Below are 16,299 nucleotides of genomic sequence, written 5' to 3'. Positions count from 1 at the left end.
TATTTCTCTATTTCCTGTAATTTCAAATCATTGCCCTTCGCACACTACATTTGGTGGATACAGATCCTCGGACTATAGCATCTAGATCGGAGCTTAGAGGTCCCCTGCCATGAAAGCGTCCAAATCATCAAGTCGGTCCTGTCCCCAAAACTTCTCAGTCCCGTCGACAATATAGAAGGGAGAACCAAAAACCCCGAGTGATACGGCCTCTTCTAGATTAGCCGCATAGGTCTCTGCCCCGACGAGCAGGCCGCTGTCGGCCAGCTTAGGATCAAAACCGCAAGCCTGCAGTGCGTCGCGAACCACTTCGTCTTGGGCGATATCCTTTTCCTCGGCCCATGTGGCGCGCAGAATGGTATGGACCAAGGCGCCCACATCCCCGTCACCTGCTTTTTGCGCAGCGATGATCGCATAGCTCGAAGGCGCGGCGTTTGTCGGCCAAAACATCGGCTTCAGATTAAAGGGCAGACCGGATTTCTTGGCTTGTCGCGGCAATTCTTGGGCGCGGTAGTCCAGACGCGCGGGGTGCCGATCCTTGGGCGCGGCGCCGCCGGTGCGTGGGAACAGCGACATAATATCAAGCGGTTTATAGGTGACCCCTGCCCCATGTTTGGACGCAATCTCTTCTAGACGTTGTCCGGCGAGGTAGGCGTAGGGCGACAGGGTTGAAAAGTAGTAGTCGATATGCGGCATTGGAGCCCTCCCATGCTTCCGTTGCTTGGCGTAAAGGTTACCGCGTGTTAAGCGAAGCCAACGTCACGAATCCGTCATAACTCCCCTTCTAGGACGCAGCTCATGCCCTCTCTCACCGAACCTAAGCTGATTTCTGGCAATGCCAACATGACCCTCGCGAAATCAATTGCACGGCGTATGTCGATGCATCGCGGGATGAATGTGGGTCTGGTCGATGCCCGTGTTGAACGCTTTAACGATGCCGAAATCTTTGTCGAGGTTTTCGAGAACGTCCGTGGCGAAGACATGTTCATCATCCAGTCGACGTCGAAGCCGGCGAACGACCACCTGATGGAACTTCTGATCATGGCTGACGCCCTGCGCCGCTCCTCGGCCGGCCGCATCACCGCAGTGATCCCTTACTTCGGCTATGCCCGTCAGGACCGTCGCACCAAGGCCCGTACCCCTATCAGCGCCAAGCTAGTTGCCAACATGCTGACCCGTGCCGGGATCGAGCGGATCCTGACCATGGACCTGCACGCTGCGCAGATTCAGGGTTTCTTCGACATCCCCGTCGACAACCTGTACGCGGCGCCGATCTTCGCACTGGATATCCAGCACCACTTCGGCAGCATGGAAGACGTCATGGTGATCTCGCCGGACGTTGGCGGTGTGGCCCGTGCACGCGAACTGGCCAAGCGGATCAACGCCCCGCTGGCGATTGTGGACAAACGCCGCGAGAAGCCCGGTGAAGTCGCAGAAATGACCGTGATCGGTGATGTGACTGGCAAGAAATGTATCATCGTCGACGACCTTTGCGACACTGCTGGCACGCTCTGCAAAGCCGCTGAGGTTCTGATGGACGCAGGCGCGACCGAGGTACACAGCTACATCACCCACGGCGTTATGTCCGGCCCTGCGGTCGAGCGCGTCAGCAAGTCGGTCATGAAGAGCCTCGTTATCACCGACACCATCGAGCCGACCCAAGCAATCCTCGATTGCCCGAATATCCGGATCGTCCCCACCGCGCCCGTGTTTGCGCAGGGTATCCTGAACATCTGGAATGGTACTTCGGTCTCGTCGCTGTTCGAAACCGATACGCTGGTGCCGATCTACGAAGGCCTGTATAACGGCAACGGCGCTTAATAGAGCTGCCAGTCATCTTCATGTGGCAGGCTGCCAATGGCCTGCCACGACGCCCGAGCACGGGCAATTCGGGTGTCCCCCCACGTGCGGAACACCAGATCAAATCCCCGAACAGTGATATTCTCGGCCGCGATCTCGACGCGCACGTTGGTGTCCGAGTCCAGATCCCACAGGGACAGACCGACCGTCACTGACGGTGGGTCTTGGTAGATCGCAGAAAATTTGATCTTTTTCACGCGGTCACGCGGGCCAGAGCCACGCCACATCTCTCCGCCCTCTTCGAAATCCGAAAAGAGCACAATATCGCCGCTGTCGATTCCGACCTGAAAGGTGTTGAGACGCTTCATGCCACTTCAGATACCGCGTAACTTATTTAAATAAAACTAACCTTAGCCGGAAAAACTAAAAGGCCCGCCTTCTGAATGCAAGGCGGGCCTTTCGTATAGTTTGTGTCGGTGGACGTTAGTCCATCTGGTCGATCAAGTGCACCAGATCGGCAACAAAGCGTTCCAGACCGTGACGCTCTTCGTCCTCAGCCGCCTGCTCCATCCGTTCACGCGCCTCAGAGAGGATCGCTTCCAGATCGGGGCGGGCAACGTCGGCCGCTGCAAAAGCGCGCTCGGCAATCACCGAAACCGATTCAGCCGAAACTTCGACGAACCCATGGGTCACAACGAAGTCTTTCGCTCCGCCTTCCAGCTCCGCCCGGAGGAAACCGGGACGGAGAGTGGTCAGCATCGGCTCGTGGCCGGGGCCCGCGGTCAGTTCGCCCTCGGCGCCGGGGATCAGTACTTCGCTGGCTTTGCCCGATGCGAGGCTACGCTCGGGGCAGACCAGATCGAATTGAACCATATCAGCCATTCAGGGCCTCCTTCCGCAGGGTTTAGGCAGCAGCTGCCAGCTTCTCGGCTTTCGCGATCACTTCGTCGATGTCGCCAACCATGTAGAAGGCTGCTTCGGGCAGGTGATCGTATTCGCCGGCAACAACCGCTTTGAACGACGCGATAGTTTTTTCCAGCGGAACCTGAACACCGTCCGAACCGGTGAAGACTTTCGCAACGTCGAAGGGCTGCGACAGGAAGCGCTGGATTTTACGCGCACGCTGAACGGTCAGCTTATCTTCTTCGCTAAGTTCGTCCATGCCAAGGATGGCAATGATGTCCTGCAGCGACTTGTACTTCTGCAGGATACCCTGAACGTCACGAGCAACCTGGTAGTGCTCTTCACCGACGATACCCGGATCGAGGATACGCGACGACGAGTCCAGCGGGTCAACCGCGGGGTAGATGCCGAGTTCCGAAATCGCACGCGACAGAACGGTTGTTGCGTCGAGGTGTGCGAAGGTGGTCGCGGGTGCGGGGTCGGTAAGGTCGTCCGCGGGAACGTAAACGGCCTGGATCGAGGTGATCGAACCCTGCTTGGTCGAGGTGATGCGTTCCTGCATCGCGCCCATGTCGGTCGCGAGGGTCGGCTGGTAGCCCACCGCCGAAGGAATACGGCCGAGCAGAGCCGAAACTTCCGAACCCGCCTGAGTGAAGCGGAAGATGTTGTCGACGAAGAACAGAACGTCGGTACCGGACTGGTCACGGAACTGTTCTGCCAGGGTCAGACCGGTCAGAGCAACTCGTGCACGTGCTCCCGGAGGTTCGTTCATCTGGCCGTAAACCAGAGCAACCTGCGATTCCGACAGGTTGTCGGGCTTAATAACGTTCGATTCGATCATCTCGTGGTACAGGTCGTTACCTTCACGAGTACGCTCGCCAACACCCGCGAACACCGAGAAACCGGAGTGCACTTTTGCGATGTTGTTGATGAGTTCCATGATCAGAACGGTTTTGCCCACGCCGGCGCCGCCGAACAGACCAATCTTACCACCCTTCGAGTAGGGCGCCAGAAGGTCGATCACCTTGATGCCGGTCACCAGAATTTCCGAAGCAGTCGACTGCTCAATGAATTCAGGTGCGGGCTGGTGGATCGCACGGGTTTCGGTCGCGGCCAGTTCACCTTTTTCGTCGATGGGCTCGCCCACGACGTTGATGATGCGGCCCAGAGTTGCGTTGCCTACAGGCACCGAGATGGGCTGGCCAAGGTCAGTCACTGCCTGACCACGAACCAAACCTTCGCTGCCGTCCATTGCGATGGTACGCACGGTGTTTTCACCGAGGTGCTGCGCAACTTCCAGGATCAGACGCTTACCATTGTTGTCAGTCTCGAGCGCGTTCAGAATTGCCGGAAGGGCATCCTCGAACTGCACGTCAACGACAGCGCCGATGACCTGCGTAATTTTGCCGACTGCGTTTGCCATGTCGTTGTTTCTCCGATTTCCTTAGAGCGCCTCAGCGCCCGAGATAATTTCGATCAGCTCGTTCGTAATGACGGCCTGACGCGAGCGGTTATATTCGATGGTCAGCTGGTCAATCATGTCGCCCGCGTTGCGGGTCGCATTGTCCATTGCCGACATCCGAGCGCCCTGCTCCGATGCACCATTTTCCAGCAGAGCCGCAAAGATCTGGGTCGCGACGCCGCGCGGCAGCAGGTCAGCCAGAATGGCCTCTTCGCTGGGCTCGTAGTCATAGAGCGGACCGTTTTCCTCGCCAGCGTCGTCGAACTGGGCAGGAATGATCTGTTGTGCGGTCGGCAATTGCGCAATCACCGACTGGAATTGGGCGTAGAAGATGGTCGCCACATCGAATTCACCAGCGTCGAAACGCGCCAGTACATCCTTTGCGATGGCCTGTGCATTGTCGTAACCGACACGCTTCACCTCGGAGAGGTCCACGTGGCCGATCATGAGATCACCCAGATCACGCTTGAGCTGTTCGCGGCCTTTTTTGCCAACAGTCAGAATTTTAACCGTTTTGCCAGCTGCTTTCAGTTCCGCTGCCTTTTGACGGGCCAGCTTCACGATCGAGCTGTTGAAGCCGCCGCAAAGACCACGTTCCGCGGTCATCACGATGAGAAGTTGTACTTGGTCCGACCCGGTCCCCGCCAGAAGGCGGGGTGCCGTGTCAGAACCACCAACCGATGCTGCAAGGCTTGCCATGACAGCATTGAAACGCTCCGAATAGGGGCGCGCTGCCTCGGCTGCATCCTGTGCCCGCCGCAGTTTTGCGGCGGCCACCATCTGCATGGCCTTGGTGATCTTGCGCGTGGATTTCACGCTCTCGATCCGGTTTTTGAGGTCCTTAAGGCTTGGCATAATCCAGTCCTTTCGGGCTTATGCGAAGGTCTTGGCGTATTCGTCGAGAACCGCTTTGATCTTGTCCGCTGCATCACCTTTGATCTTGGGATCTTCGTTGGTGATCCAGTCCAGAAGGTCTTTCTTCTGGGTGCGCAGGAACTTCAGCAGGCCAGCTTCGTAGCGGCCAACTTCTTTTACTGCGACGGTGTCCAGGTAACCCTGAGTACCGGCAAAGATCACGCAGACGATTTCAGCGTTGGTCAGCGGTGCGTACTGGGGCTGTTTCATCAGCTCGGTCAGACGCGCACCACGGTTCAGCAGCTTCTGGGTTGCGGCGTCGAGGTCCGAGCCGAACTGAGCAAATGCAGCCATTTCGCGGTACTGAGCCAGTTCCAGCTTAACCGGACCTGCAACAGTTTTCATTGCGTTGGTCTGAGCCGACGAACCCACACGCGAAACCGACAGACCAGTGTTCACAGCAGGACGGATGCCCTGATAGAACAGGTCGGTTTCGAGGAAGATCTGACCGTCGGTGATCGAGATCACGTTGGTCGGAATAAACGCAGAAACGTCGCCGCCCTGAGTTTCAATGATCGGCAGCGCGGTCAGCGAGCCTGCGCCGTGATCGTCGCCCATCTTCGCCGAACGCTCGAGCAGACGCGAGTGGAGGTAGAAAACGTCGCCGGGGTACGCTTCACGTCCCGGGGGACGACGCAGCAGCAGCGACATCTGACGGTACGACACGGCCTGCTTGGACAGGTCATCGTAGATGATCAGGGCGTGCTTGCCGTTGTCACGGAAGTACTCAGCCATTGCGGTCGCGGCGTAGGGAGCCAGGAACTGCATGGGTGCGGGGTCCGAAGCGGTAGCGGCAACGACGATCGAGTATTCAATCGCGCCAGTTTCTTCCAGCTTCTTCACCAGCTGAGCAACGGTCGAACGCTTTTGGCCAACCGCAACGTAGATGCAGTACAGCTTCTTGCTTTCGTCGCCGCCAGCAGCGTCGTTGTACGACTTCTGGTTCAGGATCGCGTCCAGAGCAACGGCAGTTTTACCGGTCTGACGGTCGCCAATGATCAGCTCGCGCTGGCCACGGCCGATCGGGATCATCGCGTCAACGGCTTTGAGGCCGGTCGCCATGGGCTCGTGAACCGATTTACGGGGGATAATGCCAGGCGCTTTGGAGTCAGCAACGCGGCGCTCGGTGAATTCTACCGGGCCTTTGCCGTCCAAGGGGTTACCCAGACCGTCGACAACGCGACCCAGCAGGCCTTCGCCAGCGGGAACGTCCACGATCGAGTTGGTGCGCTTAACGGTGTCACCTTCTTTAATGTCACGGTCCGAACCAAAGATAACGACACCGACGTTGTCGGTTTCAAGGTTCAGCGCCATGCCCTGGATGCCACCGGGGAATTCGACCATTTCACCAGCCTGAACGTTGTCCAGACCGTGAACGCGCGCAATACCGTCACCGACGGAAAGAACGCGGCCAACCTCGGCCACTTCGGCGTCTTGGCCAAAGTTTTTAATCTGCTCCTTTAGGATCGCAGAAATTTCGGCTGCTTGGATACCCATTTATCCGACCTCTTTCATTGCATTCTGTAGGGCGTTGAGCTTGGAGCGGATCGAGGTATCGACCATCTTCGAGCCCACCTTAACAACGAGACCACCGATGAGAGCTTCATCAACGGCGGCTTCAATCTTCACGTCCTTGCCGACGCTCTCTTTCAGAGCGGCTGCAAGTTTGTCCTTTTGCGCGTCGGACAGAGCCGTGGCGCTGACAACCTCAGCGGTGACTTCACCTTTGTAGGCTGCAATCTTCTCGCGCATAGCTGCGATCAGCTGCGGCATGGCGAACAGACGACGCTTGGAAGCCATCAGCTCCAGCGTGTTTTTCACGATGCTGCTCACGCCCATTTGAGTTGCAACTGCGGCAATCGCAGCGCCTTGCTCTTCACGCGTGTAAACGGGGTTGTTGATCAGTTCACGAAGATCATCGCTACCTGCCAATGCGGCAGCCAGCGCGTCTACGTCCTTCTCAACGGAGTCGAGCGATTTGGTCTCGAGGGCGAGATCAAATACGGCAGAGGCATAGCGTTGCGCGATGCCGAAGGAGATCGAAGCTGGTTCGGACACGTCCACCCTTCCGATGTCTTGGCCCCGACCCGTCGAAATGTCGTATCGGGGGCGTTTTTGCCCGTAGGTATTATCCCTAAGGGCATCGAAATCGCGCAGGACTTAGCAGAGGGTGACGCACCTAGCAACATTGGATCACACTTTTAAAGTCGTAGATGGCGCTAGCATTTGTTGAGACGGGCAAATTAATCGCACGGAATGCTGCAAAGTGCCGCATGAGCCCACATTTTTAAATTCGAATCCGATTCTCTCGGGGTCAGGCGGGCTTCGCTTCGGGCGAAGCGAGACCGGCCAGAACCTTGAGCGGGCGCGTCGACACTGCGGTCCCGCCGCCGGACGGTTCCTGCGTCAGTTTCTGCGCCTCAAGAAGGATGACACCGCCGGGCAGGCCGGCGCCTGCGGTGCGGGCTACTTTTTCAATCAACTGACCAGAGCGCAGCCAGAAACGACGGTGCGATGGTGGCTGGTGCAAGAGGGAGCTGGTCCGCTTTGGCTGGAACCCGCTGCGCTGAAGCTGCACCTCAAGCTGGCGGGCACTGAAGGGACGGCCGTAGCCAAACGGCGTGATGTCCCGACGCGACCAGACCCCTGCCCTGTTTGGCACAATAAAGATAGCGCTGCCCCCCGGCCCTAAAACGCGAGACGCCTCTTCCAGAACCAGATCCGGTTGCTCTGAGGTTTCGAGCCCGTGCATGACAATCAACTTATCGATGTGGCCTGTCTCGATCGGCCAGTTTGCCTCTTGGCACAGGACAGAGACATTTGGCATCCCTGCTGGCCAAGACATGACCCCCTGCGGGCCCGGCATCAGCGCCGTTACCCGGCGTGCCGACTGCAAATAGGGCCGCAAAAGCGGAACAGCGAAGCCATATCCCAGAACGGACTGCCCGCGTGCTTCGGGCCAGAAGCGCAGGACTTCATCGCGGATCACGCGCTGCGCGGCCCGCCCCAAAGCGCTGCGATAGTAGAAATTTCGCAGATCTTGCACGTCCAGATGCATTGCGCCTTGGTGCCCCTTCGGTCAGTCTCTTGGGGAACAATAGCAATAGCGACAGGAAACGCCATGCCCCTCGAGATCATTACAGTTCCCTGCCTAGCGGACAATTACGCATATTTGGCGCATGACCCTGAAACGGGCGAAACCGCAGTCATCGACATTCCCGAAGCCGGTCCCATCCTAAACGCTCTGGATGCCAAGGGCTGGTCGGCCGACGTCATTCTCCTGACCCACCATCACCACGACCACGTCCAAGGCGTGCCTGATATGCTAGAGCGCTTCCCCCAAGCGCGTGTCGTCGGAGCCGAGGCGGACCAGAACAGGATGCCCCCGCTTGACCTGAAGGTCAAAGAAGACAGCGTTGTGCAAGTCGGTGCGGAAACCGGCCGCGTTATAGATGTATCGGGGCATACCGTCGGGCACATTGCCTTCTATTTCCCGGGCAGCGCAGCGCTCTTTTCTGCTGACAGCCTGATGGCGTTGGGATGTGGCCGCCTGTTCGAAGGCACCCCCGAGATGATGTGGGAGAGCCTGTCCAAGATGGCTGCCCTGCCTCCCGAAACCATGGTGTACTCGGGCCACGAATACACGGCATCCAACGCAAAATTCGCCCTGACGGTCGAACCAAAGAATCCTGAACTGCAGAAACGGGCCGAAGAAATCGCCGCAAAACGCACCAAGGATGAGCCCACGGTGCCCGTTTCACTCGAAACTGAGCTTAAAACGAATCCGTTTTTGCGGGCGAGTAACAGCGATGTGAAAGAGGCGCTTGGCATGGTTCATGCAGCAGATTCCTCAGTATTTGCTCGTATCCGCGAGATGAAAGATGCCTTTTAACCCATCACAAAGATCATCCGCGTACTCCTATTTGGTCGGATAATTCCAAGTTTTCTCTTGAAGAGCCGCGCGGAACGACCAAACTTTAACTTATGCAGGCCACGGTTGGTTGGGGCCTCGGGCCCCTCTGACCCCGATCAAGAGGAGCACCCCCAGTGCCTTCATTCTCGAATACTCTCGAACAGGCAATCCATTCGGCATTGGCGCTCGCCAACGCACGCTCGCACGAGTTTGCGACGTTGGAGCACCTGTTGCTGGCCCTCATTGATGAACCCGATGCGGCTCAGGTCATGCGCGCGTGCAATGTGGACCTGAGCGAACTCAAGAGCACGCTCGTCGAATATATTGATGATGACCTCTCCAACCTAGTCACCGAAGTCGATGGTTCCGAAGCGGTCCCCACCGCTGCTTTCCAACGCGTGATCCAGCGCGCCGCCATTCATGTGCAGTCCTCGGGCCGCACCGAAGTCACTGGCGCGAACGTTCTGGTCGCGATCTTTGCCGAGCGCGAATCGAATGCCGCGTTCTTCCTGCAAGAGCAGGACATGACCCGCTACGACGCGGTGAACTTCATCGCCCACGGCGTCGCCAAAAATCCCTCGTTCGGCGAAAGCCGTCCTGTTACCGGTGCGACCGAGCAGGAAGAGGCGCAAAACGTCGAGCGCGACGGTCCCAACCCGAGCGAAAACAAGGAATCCGCGCTGGCCAAATACTGCGTGGACCTGAACAAGAAAGCCACCAAAGGCGATGTCGATCCTTTGATCGGTCGCGGAGAAGAGGTCGAGCGCTGCATTCAGGTGCTCTGCCGCCGCCGCAAAAACAACCCGCTTCTGGTGGGTGATCCCGGTGTAGGCAAAACCGCCATCGCCGAGGGTCTCGCGCGCAAGATCATCAAGGGACAGACCCCTGACGTCCTGAAAAACACCATCATCTACTCGCTGGATATGGGCGCGCTGCTGGCGGGCACCCGCTACCGTGGTGACTTCGAGGAACGCCTGAAGGCCGTTGTAACCGAGCTCGAGGATCACCCCGACGCAGTTCTGTTCATCGACGAAATCCACACCGTCATCGGTGCGGGCGCGACGTCTGGTGGCGCGATGGACGCGTCTAACCTGCTGAAGCCTGCGCTTCAGGGCGGTAAGCTGCGCACCATGGGTTCGACGACCTACAAAGAGTTCCGCCAGCACTTCGAAAAGGACCGCGCTCTGAGCCGCCGTTTCCAGAAGATCGATGTGTCGGAGCCCAGTGTCGAGGATACCATCAAGATCCTGCAGGGCCTGAAGCCCTATTTCGAAGAGCACCACGACATTCGCTACACCTCGGACGCGATCAAGTCTGCTGTGGAACTGTCGTCGCGCTATATCAATGACCGCAAGCTGCCTGACAAAGCGATCGACGTCATCGACGAGGCAGGCGCTGCGCAGCACTTGGTGGCAGAATCAAAGCGCCGCAAAACCATCGGCGTCAAAGAGATTGAAGGCGTCGTAGCCAAGATCGCCCGCATCCCCCCAAAGAACGTCAGCAAAGACGATGCCGAGGTTCTGAAGGATCTGGAGAACAGCCTGAAGCGCGTAGTCTTTGGCCAGGACGATGCCATCGTCGCCCTATCCAGCGCGATCAAACTGTCCCGTGCTGGCTTGCGTGAACCCGAGAAGCCCATCGGCAACTACCTGTTCGCGGGTCCGACCGGCGTGGGTAAGACAGAAGTCGCAAAGCAGCTGGCTGATCAGCTTGGTGTGGAACTCCTGCGCTTCGACATGTCCGAGTACATGGAGAAGCACGCGGTCAGCCGACTGATTGGTGCGCCTCCGGGCTATGTGGGCTTTGACCAAGGCGGGCTGCTGACCGATGGCGTGGACCAACATCCGCACTGTGTCCTGCTGCTCGACGAGATCGAAAAGGCGCACCCGGATGTCTACAACATCTTGCTCCAGGTGATGGACAACGGGCGCCTGACCGACCACAACGGGCGTACTGTGGACTTCCGCAACGTGGTTCTGATCATGACCTCGAACGCGGGTGCTGCGGATATGGCAAAGGCCGCAGTTGGCTTTGGCCGCGACCGCCGCGAGGGCGAAGATACCGCCGCCGTGGAGCGCACCTTTACTCCGGAATTCCGCAACCGTCTGGATGCGGTGATCAGCTTTGGTCCGCTGCCCAAAGAGGTCATCCTGCAGGTCGTCGAGAAGTTCGTTCTGCAGCTGGAAGCGCAACTCATGGACCGCAACGTCCATATCGAGCTGACGCAACCTGCTGCCGAATGGCTCGCCGACAAAGGCTACGACGACAAGATGGGCGCCCGCCCGCTGGGTCGTGTCATTCAGGAGAACCTCAAGAAGCCGCTGGCCGAGGAGCTGTTGTTCGGTCAGCTGACCAAAGGCGGCATCGTCAAAGTCAGCGTTGAGGATGGAGAGCTGAAGCTCGAAATCTCGGGGCCGGATAGCAAACGGTTAACTTCTGGCAAAAAGCCTCCATTACTTACGGCAAACTAAATGAAACATTTGATTGCCCTCGCTATAACGGCGGGGGCTTCTCCGCTTTTGGCGCAGGATATTTCCCTGCAACTTCCCATTGACTGCACTTTAGGCAAAACCTGTTTTATCCAGCAATTCACAGACCGTGACCCTGGCCCAGAGGCCAAGGATTTCACCTGCGGCACACTCAGCTACGACGGTCACAAGGGCACAGACTTCGCGCTCGCCACACATGAGGATCGTTTAAACGGTGTTGACGTTCTGGCCGCTGCGGACGGACGCGTCCGCGGCGTGCGCGATGGAATGCCTGATCTGGGCCTCGACAACACCTCCAGCGACGAGATCGAGGGGCGGGATTGCGGCAATGGCGTTGTCATTGATCACGGCAATGGCTGGGAAACCCAGTACTGCCACATGGCCCAAGGGTCCGTGAGGGTTCTGGATGGTGACACTGTCACCGCAGGTACACCTCTAGGACAGGTCGGCTTTAGTGGCCGCACCCAATTCCCGCATCTGCACCTGTCGGTCCGCCACAACGGCGCTGTCGTCGATCCCTTTGCACCGAATACCGATAGCTGCGCCGACAGCGAGTTATCCCTTTGGGCCAAAGATATCGCCTACCAACCATCAGCGATTCTGGATCTGGGGCTGTCCGACGCCGTGCCTGAATACGACGCGATCAAGCAGGGGCTGCCTGAGGCCGATATCGCCCGTAACGAACCGCTGGTTCTGTGGGGCTATGCCTACGGTGCGCAGTCCGGCGATGTGATGTCATTTCTGATCACGGGCCCCCATGGCGAGATTTTCCGCCATGACGTGACTGTAGATCGCCAGCAAGCGCAGTACTTCCGCGCAGGTGGCCTCAAGGCCCCAAAGGGAGGCTGGCCAACAGGGCGCTACACGGGCCTCGTCTCGGTCTCTCGTGAAGGGCGGCTCGTTGATCGGCGTGTCACGCAAGCCGAAATCCACGGCTAGGCAAAAATCCACGGCTAGGCAAAAAAGGGCGCCCGCGTGGCGCCCTTTCTTTATCTCTCGGTAAACTTCAGTTCGATCCGGCGATTCTGCGCACGGGCCTCGGCGGTGTTTTCCGGGTTGATTGGTTGGAACTCCCCAAAGCCGTTGGCCGACAGACGATTTGGCGGAATGCCAAGTTGATTCACCATGTAACGCACCACCGACAGCGCACGGGCTTGGCTGAGCTCCCAGTTATCTGCGAACTGACCGGAACCAGACAGCGGCACGTTGTCGGTGTGCCCATCCACACGCAAAATCCAGTCTATGCCCGCAGGAATATCATCCGCCACGGTTTGCAGGATTTGAGCGACATTGCCGATTTGTTGACGCCCTTCGCCAGACAATGTGGCGTCCCCCTGATCAAACAGAACCTCAGAGGAGAAGACAAAGCGATCACCCTTGATCTGAACGCCCTCTTGGCTGCCAAGCAAATCACGCAGGCGGCCAAAGAAATCGGACCGATAGCGCGACAATTCTTCGGCTTCGGCGGCGAGACGCGTGGCCTCTTCGGCGAGACGGGCATTTTCGGCTTCTTCCAACTCGCGGCGACGGCGCTCTTCGGCAGCCGCGCGGGCCAGAGCCGCGTTCAGGTCCGACCCCAAGGATTGCAGCTGCACTTGCGCGGCGGCATCGCGCTCTTGGGCGTCGTCCAGCAGGGACTGCAATTCTCCCAATTGGTTGCGCAGGGCCGACAGCTGTTGGTTCAGCAGAGCGACTTTCCGTTCTGCCTCGACGGTTTGCGCCTCTTGGCCGGTCAGGGCATCCTGTGCGGCGGCCAAAATCGCATTGCGCTGTTCGGCGGCACTGAGTTGGGTTTCAGCCTCTTCTTGGGCAGCGAGGGCGGCAGCTAATTGGGCCTGAAGATCGGCCGAGGCTTGCTCGGCTTCGGCAGCGCGGCTTTCTGCGGTTTCCGCATCGGCTTGAGCCTCTGCTTGCAGCGCCAGTGCAGCCGCAAGCTGATCGTCCAAGGTAATGCCCTGTTGGCGCAGGCGTTCAAGCTCTGCTTCGGTGTCCTGGCGCGCGGCCAAAGCAGCGGCCAGCTGATCCTCTAGGGACATCACGCGCTCTGCGGCCTCTTCCCCGCCAGCTTGTGCGGCGAGTGCCGCCTGCAGACGTGCCTCAAGTTCCGCGCGGGCGGCGTCGCTATCTGCAGTTTCCGCCGACAGCGCATCAAGCTCGTCTTTCAGCGCATCTCGCGCCAGAATGACTGTCGCCAACCGCTGATTTAGCTCGTCCTGCACAGCATTTGCGGCGGCGAGTTTGGTCAGCGTATCCTCTGCCTCTTGGCGCTGTTGCTCGAGCGCAAGAGTCATAGCCGTGAGTTCGGTATCAGCCTCTTCCAACCGCTTGCGCAGGGCGGCGGCAGCTTCGGCCTCGGTAAGGCGGGCAGCTTCGGCATCCGACAGCGCCTCCGCCTGCTCGGCGGCTTGTGCCTCAAGATCTTGCACCATCGCTTCGAGTGCGGCACGGCGCGCTGCGTCCAATTGCGCCGCCTCTGCCTGAGCGTCCAGTTCTTCGCGTGCAGTCAACAAGGACGCATTCAGGCTGTCGCGCTCTGCCTCCAGATCTGACTGCTGCGACAGCAAAGAGGCCACCCGCGCCTCAAAGGCTGTGATCTGTTCTTGGGCGGCGTTCAGCTCGGCGGTACGCGCGTCAACCTGATCCTGCGTGGCGGACAGGGTTGCGGTCAGCTCGCCAACCTGCGTCTCAAGACCGGCAGCCTTGGTTTCGGCGAGCCCGAGCGCTTGGGACAGGGCGGCAATCTCAGCACCCAAGGCGCCGAGCTGCACTTCTTGATCCTGAATCTGGGTTTCCTGCCCCGTGATCTGTTCGCGCAGCACCGATTGGACGACCATAAAAATAGTCAGAACAAACATCAGCACCAGCAGCAAACCGGTCATCGCATCGACGAAACCCGGCCAGATTGATCCCTGAAACCGTTGACCCGTTCTGCGAGACAGAGCCATGGCTTAGCCCTCGTCTCGGGCACGGCGGCCCATTGCACCTTCGGACGCGCCCAAACGCTGCACCGCGCGCGTCAGCGCGGCGATATCGGTCCGCAATTCGGACAGGGTCTCTTGGCGGCCGGAGTTCATATCCTCGAGCAGTTGCAGCATTTGCAGATCGATCGAGCGCAGGCGCATACGCGCTTCGTCATCGGGCACGCCAGGCGCGCTGCTTTGTTGTTGGCCCTGTGCAATTGCCATATGCAGCGCATCGACAACCTGCTGCTGGCCATTCGCAATCTGCTGCAAGCCATGGGACAGATCAGAGTTGTCGATCAGCGCCAGCTTTTCGCCCATGCGGTCAACGGCGCGGGTCAGGTGCGCCAAATGTTCGTCCAAGGTGTTGCGCTGGTTGTCTGAACTGAGCAATGCGCCCTGCATCTGCTCCATCTGGTCGGCCATCTGTTCGAGGACTTGCACCATCGCGCCTTGCTCTGGGCTCGCGCCTTCGGTGTCGCCCACATACCCAAGCCGGGTGATCGAGGTCAGCCACTCTTCGAGTTCGCGGTAAAAGCGGTTCTGACCGTGGCCCGCAAAGAGTTCCAGCAATCCGACCACGAGAGAGCCCGCAAGACCCAAGAGCGAGCTGGAGAACGCAACGCCCATCCCGCCAAGCTGACTCTCTAGCCCCGTCATAAGGCGCGAGAACATCTCTGAACCGCTATCGCCTTCTGACGGCGCGAGACTGCGGATCGTGTCCACAACCGCCGGCACTGTGGTCGCCAGACCGTAGAATGTCCCAAGCAGACCTAGGAAAATCAGCAGGTTCACGACATAGCGCGTGATCTCTCGCGCTTCATCGATCCGTGTGGCCAAACTGTCCAGAATGGATTGCGCGGCGGTCGAACTGATCTTCATCAGGCGCCCGCGCGAGGACAGCAGTGCAGCCAACGGTTTCAGCAGACGCGGCGGGCGAACGGATTGGTCAACTTGATCAGCCGCAAAGGATTCGATCCATCGGACCGAGGCAATCAGCTGCCCTACCTGCACAAAGCAAGCCAGAACGCCAAACACAAAAACCAGTGCGATTGTGCCGTTCAGCCAAGGGTTCGCCACAAACAACGGGCGGACAACGCCATAAGCGAAAGAGGCCCCTGCTCCGGTCAGCCCCAAAGCCACAACCATTAAGAAAATCTGCCGGATCGGCTGCGAAAATTGCGGCTCGGACTCGCGGTTCATGCGTGATGCCCCCTGCCCCCAGAGTTAAAATTCGACATCACCATAGGGACTAAGTCACAAAGCGCAAAGGATTATCCGATGATCTCGCGCACGCGGTTTTCTAGCCAGTCCAGATCTGCATCGGAAATTCCCAACTCGCGCAATTGCAAAGCGGTATGGTAGAGATACTCCCAATTGGGGCCCATTTTGCCGCGCGCCCGCGCGATGATCTGCGCCTGTTCCTCTAGGGGCAGCCCTCCGCAGTATTGGTCGTGATCAGGGTCGATAATGTAAGTCACAGCTTCGACTGCACGGCCATCCTCTAGACGAACCGTTAGGTGACGCTCCAGATATGCGGCGGTCACCAACTCTCTTTCGCGCAAATAGGCCAGCGTTTCGTCTTCGGTTCCCGGCTCGACCCGCAGTGCCAGACCGTCACAGGTTGCGTCATTGTCTGCATCCAGCGCAAGCACCAGCCCCATCGCCTCGTGGCTGCCGCGGTGCGTCACCGACCGCATGCTAAAGGATCTATGGTACCCTTCGAGCGTCGCGAGCCGCTTTTCTGCAACTTGAAAACCCGGATTCCACAGAAGTGACCCATATCCGAATACCCACATGCTCATGAAGCTGGCCTCCCTTTTGCACCGTCTGTAAACAGACCATAGTAAATATGGAAGG

General features: G+C 58.7%; 15 protein-coding genes. 4 read left to right on the top strand and 11 right to left on the bottom strand.

What is annotated here, in order from left to right; genetic code table 11:
• Positions 1–93 precede the first annotated feature (93 nt).
• Entirely contained in the window at positions 94–693 is a 600-nt protein-coding gene (locus tag BM225_RS13200; RefSeq protein WP_072704839.1) for a 2-hydroxychromene-2-carboxylate isomerase, read from the bottom strand.
• Positions 694–795: 102 nt separating this feature from the next.
• Here BM225_RS13200 and BM225_RS13195 point away from each other — a divergent pair, with 102 nt between their 5' ends.
• The gene (locus tag BM225_RS13195) at positions 796–1,818 is read left to right on the top strand and encodes a ribose-phosphate pyrophosphokinase (RefSeq protein WP_072704836.1); all 1,023 of its coding nucleotides are present in this window, start codon (positions 796–798) and stop codon (positions 1,816–1,818) included.
• On the opposite strand, the gene BM225_RS13190 is transcribed toward BM225_RS13195, so the two are convergent.
• From BM225_RS13190 to BM225_RS13160, 7 genes are all read right to left on the bottom strand, one after another.
• Complete coding sequence (locus BM225_RS13190) at positions 1,815–2,165, bottom strand: H-type lectin domain-containing protein (protein ID WP_072704833.1); 351 nt, start codon at positions 2,163–2,165, stop codon at positions 1,815–1,817. The two genes, BM225_RS13195 and BM225_RS13190, sit on opposite strands and share 4 nt — an antisense overlap.
• Positions 2,166–2,280: 115 nt before the next feature.
• Complete coding sequence (gene atpC / locus BM225_RS13185) at positions 2,281–2,679, bottom strand: ATP synthase F1 subunit epsilon (protein WP_072704830.1); 399 nt, start codon at positions 2,677–2,679, stop codon at positions 2,281–2,283.
• Positions 2,680–2,701: 22 nt separating this feature from the next.
• Complete coding sequence (gene atpD, locus BM225_RS13180) at positions 2,702–4,123, bottom strand: F0F1 ATP synthase subunit beta (protein WP_072704827.1); 1,422 nt, start codon at positions 4,121–4,123, stop codon at positions 2,702–2,704.
• A gap of 21 nt (positions 4,124–4,144) precedes the next feature.
• Positions 4,145–5,017 (bottom strand): F0F1 ATP synthase subunit gamma, encoded by an 873-nt coding sequence (locus tag BM225_RS13175; protein ID WP_092464800.1) that lies wholly within the window; start codon positions 5,015–5,017, stop codon positions 4,145–4,147.
• Between the two features lie 18 nt (positions 5,018–5,035).
• Complete coding sequence (atpA, locus tag BM225_RS13170) at positions 5,036–6,574, bottom strand: F0F1 ATP synthase subunit alpha (RefSeq protein ID WP_072704820.1); 1,539 nt, start codon at positions 6,572–6,574, stop codon at positions 5,036–5,038.
• Positions 6,575–7,135: a F0F1 ATP synthase subunit delta gene (locus BM225_RS13165; RefSeq protein WP_177218625.1), complete on the bottom strand. Its 561-nt coding sequence runs from the start codon at positions 7,133–7,135 to the stop codon at positions 6,575–6,577.
• A 256-nt stretch (positions 7,136–7,391) separates the two neighbouring features.
• Complete coding sequence (locus BM225_RS13160) at positions 7,392–8,135, bottom strand: methyltransferase domain-containing protein (RefSeq protein ID WP_072704814.1); 744 nt, start codon at positions 8,133–8,135, stop codon at positions 7,392–7,394.
• 63 nt (positions 8,136–8,198) lie between these two features.
• Here BM225_RS13160 and gloB point away from each other — a divergent pair, with 63 nt between their 5' ends.
• The 3 genes from gloB to BM225_RS13145 all read left to right on the top strand — a co-directional run bounded on the left by gloB (position 8,199) and on the right by BM225_RS13145 (position 12,418).
• On the top strand, positions 8,199–8,969 hold the full coding sequence (gene gloB / locus BM225_RS13155) for a hydroxyacylglutathione hydrolase (RefSeq protein ID WP_072704812.1): 771 nt from the start codon (positions 8,199–8,201) through the stop codon (positions 8,967–8,969).
• 155 nt (positions 8,970–9,124) lie between these two features.
• Positions 9,125–11,461: an ATP-dependent Clp protease ATP-binding subunit ClpA gene (clpA, locus tag BM225_RS13150; protein ID WP_072704809.1), complete on the top strand. Its 2,337-nt coding sequence runs from the start codon at positions 9,125–9,127 to the stop codon at positions 11,459–11,461.
• Positions 11,462–12,418 carry a M23 family metallopeptidase gene (locus tag BM225_RS13145; RefSeq protein WP_072704806.1) on the top strand — a complete coding sequence of 319 codons (957 nt, stop codon included), beginning with the start codon at positions 11,462–11,464 and terminating at the stop codon, positions 12,416–12,418.
• 50 nt (positions 12,419–12,468) lie between these two features.
• Here BM225_RS13145 and BM225_RS13140 read toward each other — a convergent pair whose 3' ends face one another.
• The 3 genes from BM225_RS13140 to BM225_RS13130 form a co-directional block, all read right to left on the bottom strand.
• Positions 12,469–14,424 carry a peptidoglycan -binding protein gene (locus tag BM225_RS13140; protein WP_072704803.1) on the bottom strand — a complete coding sequence of 652 codons (1,956 nt, stop codon included), beginning with the start codon at positions 14,422–14,424 and terminating at the stop codon, positions 12,469–12,471.
• A gap of 3 nt (positions 14,425–14,427) precedes the next feature.
• Positions 14,428–15,642, bottom strand: a complete 1,215-nt coding sequence (locus BM225_RS13135) for a biopolymer transporter ExbB (RefSeq protein ID WP_072704800.1) — start codon at positions 15,640–15,642, stop codon at positions 14,428–14,430.
• Between the two features lie 71 nt (positions 15,643–15,713).
• Positions 15,714–16,244, bottom strand: a complete 531-nt coding sequence (locus BM225_RS13130) for a gamma-glutamylcyclotransferase (RefSeq protein ID WP_092464799.1) — start codon at positions 16,242–16,244, stop codon at positions 15,714–15,716.
• Positions 16,245–16,299 lie beyond the last annotated feature (55 nt).

This window comes from Donghicola eburneus (assembly GCF_900115865.1).
In the GTDB taxonomy this organism is placed as follows: domain Bacteria; phylum Pseudomonadota; class Alphaproteobacteria; order Rhodobacterales; family Rhodobacteraceae; genus Donghicola; species Donghicola eburneus.
The sequence above is the reverse complement of the archived record's forward strand: the minus strand, read 5'-3'. Positions and strand labels throughout refer to the sequence as shown.